The sequence below is a fragment of the Clostridium sp. SHJSY1 genome (assembly GCF_031626875.1).
GTDB lineage: Bacteria > Bacillota > Clostridia > Clostridiales > Clostridiaceae > Clostridium.
Window position 1 is genome coordinate 1 of sequence record NZ_JANDMF010000051.1, and the last position, 6,259, is coordinate 6,259.

General features: G+C 30.4%; 3 protein-coding genes. 1 reads left to right on the forward strand and 2 read right to left on the reverse strand.

Annotated features, from left to right (window positions below; genetic code table 11):
- Both NNC19_RS19180 and NNC19_RS19185 read right to left on the reverse strand, forming a co-directional pair.
- On the reverse strand, positions 1–1,785 hold a 1,785-nt coding region (locus NNC19_RS19180), incomplete at its 3' end, for an Ig-like domain-containing protein (protein ID WP_310940303.1).
- Between the two features lie 239 nt (positions 1,786–2,024).
- Positions 2,025–3,371 (reverse strand): jacalin-like lectin, encoded by a 1,347-nt coding sequence (locus NNC19_RS19185; protein ID WP_310940304.1) that lies wholly within the window; start codon positions 3,369–3,371, stop codon positions 2,025–2,027.
- A 294-nt stretch (positions 3,372–3,665) separates the two neighbouring features.
- On the opposite strand from NNC19_RS19185, the gene NNC19_RS19190 reads away from it, so the two are divergent.
- Positions 3,666–6,146, forward strand: coding sequence for a CoA-disulfide reductase (locus tag NNC19_RS19190; protein WP_310940305.1), 2,481 nt, complete (start codon positions 3,666–3,668; stop codon positions 6,144–6,146).
- The last annotated feature ends 113 nt before the right edge of the window (positions 6,147–6,259 follow it).

Below are 6,259 nucleotides of genomic sequence, written 5' to 3' on the forward strand. Positions count from 1 at the left end.
TCCAGTAGAACTAACTTTTATAATATTAGTATCACTGCTAGTCCAAGTAACGGTTTTAATAGTGGCAGTAGAAGGAGTAATTGTAGTACCTAAAGTTAAGGTGCTTCCCATCTTAACCAATTCTGAACTAGAATTAATACTTACTCCTGTAGCAGGAACAGGAACAGTAATAGTAAACCTGCCAATTTTAGTAGGATCTTGAACAGAAGTTGCAGAAATAACAGCAGTACCATAAGTGACAGCATGAACTTTACCACTAGAATCAACAGTAGCAACATTAGGATTACTACTAGACCAAGTTATTGACTTATTAGTAGCACCAGTTGGATTAACAGTTGCAGTTAAATCAATATCACTTCCACCAAGCTTTACATATTGAGTAGGTGATATTACAACAATACTTGATACTCCTTGAATAACATTAATGTTAGTTGTTGCTATATAACCTCCATCAGCAGTTGTAGCAGTAATGGTAGCATTTCCGCCTCCTACAGCTTTAACTATACCGCCAGATACAGTTGCTACACTTGAATTGCTTGTTGTCCATATAACAGTCTTATTGCTGGAATTAATTGGAAGAATTGTAGCGGTTAATGTACTTGAAGTACCAGCTGTTAGAGTTAAATTACTATTTGATAAACTTACAGAACTTACACTAACTGGTGTTGAATAGTTAAAAGATAAATCAAGTAGAATATCTCCAAGAAGGCTAGTTCTTACATAATCACCTTTAGAATAAGAATAAGAAGTTATGTTAGTAATACCTTTTATAGCTGTTTGAATATCAGTAGCTATTGTACTACCTTTTGTATATCTTACTCGAATTTTACTTTGTTGATTTTTTATTGCTTCTTGAATTTTTGTATTTAGTCCTATTGCATCATTTACTGTATATTCATCAGTTAAGAATTTTAATTCAAGTGAGTTAATTAAATCTTCATAAATACTAGAATTGCTAGAATCACTAGTAAGTTTTGTTGTTAATGTGGTACTAAAATCTGTAGTAGCTGTTGGATATGTAATTACCCATGAATGATTTGTTTTTATTTGTGCATCTGTTAGGTTATAGTAACCATATGTAGTTCTCCCTATAACATCAGGTATCGGATCATCCCAAGTTGCATCAAAATGATACCATGCACCATCTAAAAATACTAAATTCCATGCATGCGCTTGTCCACTTGCTGTTCCTTCAATAATTTTAGTTGGAATACCTGCTTGATTTAACATTTTGTATGATAACAATGCATAACCTTGGCAAACGGTTTTATATGGATATACAAGCCCATCATAATCAGAATGTTTTACTAATGTAGTATCATAAGCTACATTAGTTTCTATCCAATCATGAATATTTTTTTGCTTTTGAAAGTCATTCATGCCTGGAGTTATTATTTGATTTAAAACTTCAGTAACTTTTGTGTTTACATAACTATCCATAGAAGCCGTATTCCAATAGTTAAAGGTGAAGTTAAGTGTTATAATTCCACTTGAAATGGATCCTGAATATGAATAGCCTTTATTAGTATACCTTAGGTAATCATCAGCATTAAAAATGCTATTGATTGCATTTTTAATATCAGTCTGTAAAGTAGTACTATTTCCAGAATAATTTATGCTATAAGTGGTCAGTCTTGAGTGCATGGCAGAATCAATTTTTGATTGTAAATCTTGTAAAGTTGAAGCAGAATCAATTGCAGCATGAACTGGTAGGCTGGGCAATAGAATAGAGAAAAAAAGAAATAGTATTAATTTCACAAAATTAGATTTAAGACATTTTTCCAAATTAAATACCTCCTTGTATAATTTATCCTTTTTGACAAAGAAATTGTCATAAGTAATATATCGACAAATTTTTTAAAATCTTTATCTAAGTCGGAAAAAAGTTATGAGAAATATAATTTAACTAAAATAAAAAAAGTATATGTTTTAAAAATATAATTAATATTATGAACAAAAATAAAAGGAAAGAACTATCATTAATGGTCTTTAATCCACTAATACGATAGTTCTTGGAAGTTTTTTTATATGGATTTGTATATTGCACCTAATCTGTCAATTTCATCATCAGCAAAACCATACAATCCAGCAATTGAGTAGCCATTAGGAGCTTTAAAAGTAATAGTATCACCTTTAGTACCACCCTCTAATGTATGACCAAGATTTGTAGTTAGCTTAATATAAGAAATTCTATTTGTTCCTAAAAGATCTTTTTTTGCTTTTGAAAGCTCCATTGATGTTATATATTCATTTTTACCTAAAACAAGTTCTTTATAAGAACCACCTGTTCCACCAACTTGAGCCACAACATTATTGTAAGTAAAAGCTATTGAATCAAGACGTGAGCCACTTCTTATAGCAACTTTATTTGGAAAGGTATTATTCATTTTTTCAATAAAACTGAATCCAGTACCACCTGCACCACCAAAAGTTTCAGTCATTTGTGTTTCTTTGTTTAGTGAATATTCAAATGTTGTAGTAATAGGATAATGATCAGATAGTTGCTTGCCATTAGAATCTGTAAATTCTTTGTCTAAAAGTGAATAACTTTTAGCGATTAAGTTAACATTTTTTCCACTTCTATAAAATATTTTATCAACAACTTCATTATTTGCACTATTTGGATTATTGGAATCCATTATTGCATCTCCATCTTTAGGTACATCACCATTTCTTACAAGTTGAATCCAAGCATCTGTCAATCCACATTTCTTAACAACAGCATCTTCAAAATTATCACCAGCTCTTGTATAACGTGAATTAGTATCACCAATAACAATAACAGCTTTACCAGTTGAACGTTCATTAATAAGGGAAGCAAGTTGTTCCATGTTTGAACGTCTAGCTTCAAGAGAAGCTTCATCAGTATCAGCATCTGCGTGAATATCATAAATATCAACAAAGTAGCCAGGTTCAATTTCCATAGAAGAATATAAAATTCCTTTTGGAGTCATCTGGTCAGCACCGTCTGATATAATACCATGTGAGTCTTTCCACTTATATCGAGTAGTTTCGTAGAGTGGGAAACGAGACATAAAATTCATACCATCGCCTAAAGGAACATTACCACTTGTAGGCGTTAAGTAAGGAAGTGTAACTTTTGAAATTAAATCATTGTGATAAGCAAAATCTTCTTGAACACTAACAACATCATAGTTATTTAATAATGGACTCATTAAACTAGTATTACTACTTGGCTTACTACTAGAAAGGATTGCAGGTAAGCCTGCTACATTTAAAGATAAAACTTTAAATGTTCTTGAGTTTTCGGAAGCCTTTGCAGGTATTTGATGTAAAGGTAGCACAAGTGCAATAGTTACAATGGTAGTTGTCAGAATTGATGTAAATTTAGTTTTGTGAAATAAATTCATTATAAATCCCCCTTGAAAATAATTAGTTTAGAATTCCTCTTACATAATATTGTATATATACAAAATTCTATGTGATAAATAATACAGGATTAATTTATATGAGTCTACATAGTAATGGATAAATTATCGTTAAATATAAGTTATTTTGGCTTGAAATGTTAAAAAAGAGATTTTATTATTTTAGTGATAAAGTCACAGATAGCTAAGAAGATATGGGGTAAACTAAAAACATACAAACTAAAAAGATTGTTAAAAAATTAATTATAAATACTAATAAGTAAGAGGAGATTCGCTATGAATAAAAAAATTATTATTATAGGTGGAGTTGCAGGTGGGGCATCAACAGCAGCAAGACTTAGAAGATTAGATGAAAATTCAGAAATAATTATGTTTGAAAAAGGAGAATATATATCTTTTGCTAATTGTGGGCTTCCTTATTATATAGGAGAAACAATTGTGGAAAGAGAGAAATTAATTGTTCAAACAGTAGAAGAGATGAGTGCAAAATTTAATTTAGATATAAGAAATCTAAGTGAAGTTATAAAGATAGATAAAGAAAATAAAAAGGTTACTGTTAAAGAGTATAAAACAGGAAATATTTATGAAGAAGGTTATGATGTATTAGTTTTATCTCCTGGTGCAAAACCATTAAAACCAGGAATTCCAGGAATTGATGATTGTGAAAATCTATTTACTCTTAGAAATATTCCAGATACAGATAAAATAAAAGATTATGTAGATAATCAAAAACCTAAAAAGGCAGTGGTTATTGGGGGAGGATTTATTGGGCTTGAAATGGCTGAAAATCTACACGAAAGAGGTCTAAATATTACTGTGGTAGAAGCAAGTGATCAAGTAATGGCACCTCTAGATATAGAAATGGCAAGTATAATTCATGAACATCTAATAGATAAAAATGTATCATTGATTTTAAAAGATGGAGTAAAAGAATTTAAAGACAAAGGTAGAAGGATAATATTAAATAGTGGAAAAGAAATTGATGTAGATATTATTATATTATCAATTGGAGTAAAACCTGAGACTACAATTGCAAAAGAAGCTGATTTGGAATTAAATGAAAGAGATGCAATTATAGTAGATAAATATATGAAAACATCAGATGAAAATATATATGCATTAGGTGATGCCATAGAGGTTATGGATTTTGTAAATAAAAGATTGACAATGATTCCATTAGCTTGGCCAGCAAATAGACAAGGAAGAATAGTTGCAGATAATATCTGCGGTAAAAATATAGAATACAAAGGAACACTTGGATCATCTGTTGCAAAGGTATTTGATTATACTGTTGCTACAACTGGAAATAATGAAAAGACTTTAAAAAGATTAGGAATTGAGTATAAAGCTATTCATATTCACCCAGGTTCTCATGCAGGATATTATCCAGGTTCATTTCCAATAGCCTTAAAAATGTTGTTTGATCCTAAAAATGGAAGGGTATTTGGAGCTCAAGGGGTAGGAATGGATGGAGTGGAAAAACGAATAGACATAATTGCTACAGCAATTAAAGGAAATATTAATGTTTATGATTTGCAAGATATTGAAGTGTGCTATGCTCCACCATATAATTCAGCAAAAGATCCAGTTAATATGCTCGGATATTATGCTTCAAATATTATAGAAGGACTTGTGGATACTATTCAGTGGTATGAAATAGATAATCTTAATAAAGAGAATTCAATAATCATAGATGTAAGAGAAGCATTTGAACTTACTACAGGTGAATTGGATAATTCTATTCACATTCCACTTGGGGAACTTAGAGATAGGTTAAATGAAATACCAAAAGATAAAAATGTATATGTTACATGTCAGGTTGGGCAAAGAGGATATGTTGGTTGCCAAGTATTAAAACATCATGGAATAGATGCTATTAATGTGGATGGTGGAATAAAGACATATTTTTATGTAAAAAGAGCTGAAGAAAGTATAAGAAATCAGTGCAATGAAAGTGAAGATTTTAAAGAAGAGGTAGCTGTTATGGATTTGGAAAATTTGGATATAACGGAGATAAATGCAAAGGTGAGTCTAAATGCTTGCGGACTTCAATGTCCAGGGCCAATAAGACGAGTATTTGAAGAAATAAGTAAAATGCAAGATGGAGAAATATTAGAAGTAAAAGCAAGTGATCCAGGTTTTAGTAAGGATATTAAATCATGGTGTGAAAAAACTAATAATACTTTATTAAAATCAGAATTTAACAAGAATGAAAAAGCTTTTATTGCTCATATTCAAAAAGGAATAAATAGAAAAGAAACTAATAATACAGTAGTAACTCAAGATAAGAATGGAGCAACTTTAGTTGTATTTAGTGGAGATTTAGATAAGGCCATTGCTTCTTTTATTATTGCTACTGGAGCAGCTTCAATGGGTAAAGAAGTAACTATGTTTTTTACTTTTTGGGGATTGAATATATTAAAAAGTAGAAAGAAACCTAAAGTCAATAAAGATTCAATGGAAAAAATGTTTGATATGATGTTGCCATCACATCCTGGTAAGCTACCATTATCACAAATGAATATGATGGGAATGGGACCTACTATGATAAAACAAATAATGAAAAAGCATAATGTTGATGATTTAGAAACTCTTATAGAAAATGCAATTAAGATGGGAGTTAAAGTTGTTGCATGCTCTATGAGTATGGAACTTATGGGAATAAAGAAAGAAGAATTTATTGATGGTGTTGAAATAGGTGGAGTTGCTTCATACTTAGGTGCGACTGAAGATTCAGGATTAAATTTATTTATATAGCATTGAAAGTAAAAATACCGTATTTTAGAATACGGTATTTCAGACCGTTGACAAAAGAGATATTTTCATTCCTGAAAATATCTCTTTTGTCTTTACTTTATAAAAACATATAA

Coding starts and splice junctions, on each gene's coding strand:
- NNC19_RS19185 (WP_310940304.1), bottom strand. CDS start 3,371: ATGAATTTATTTCACAAAACTAAATTTACATCAATTCTGACAACTACC.
- NNC19_RS19190 (WP_310940305.1), top strand. CDS start 3,666: ATGAATAAAAAAATTATTATTATAGGTGGAGTTGCAGGTGGGGCATCA.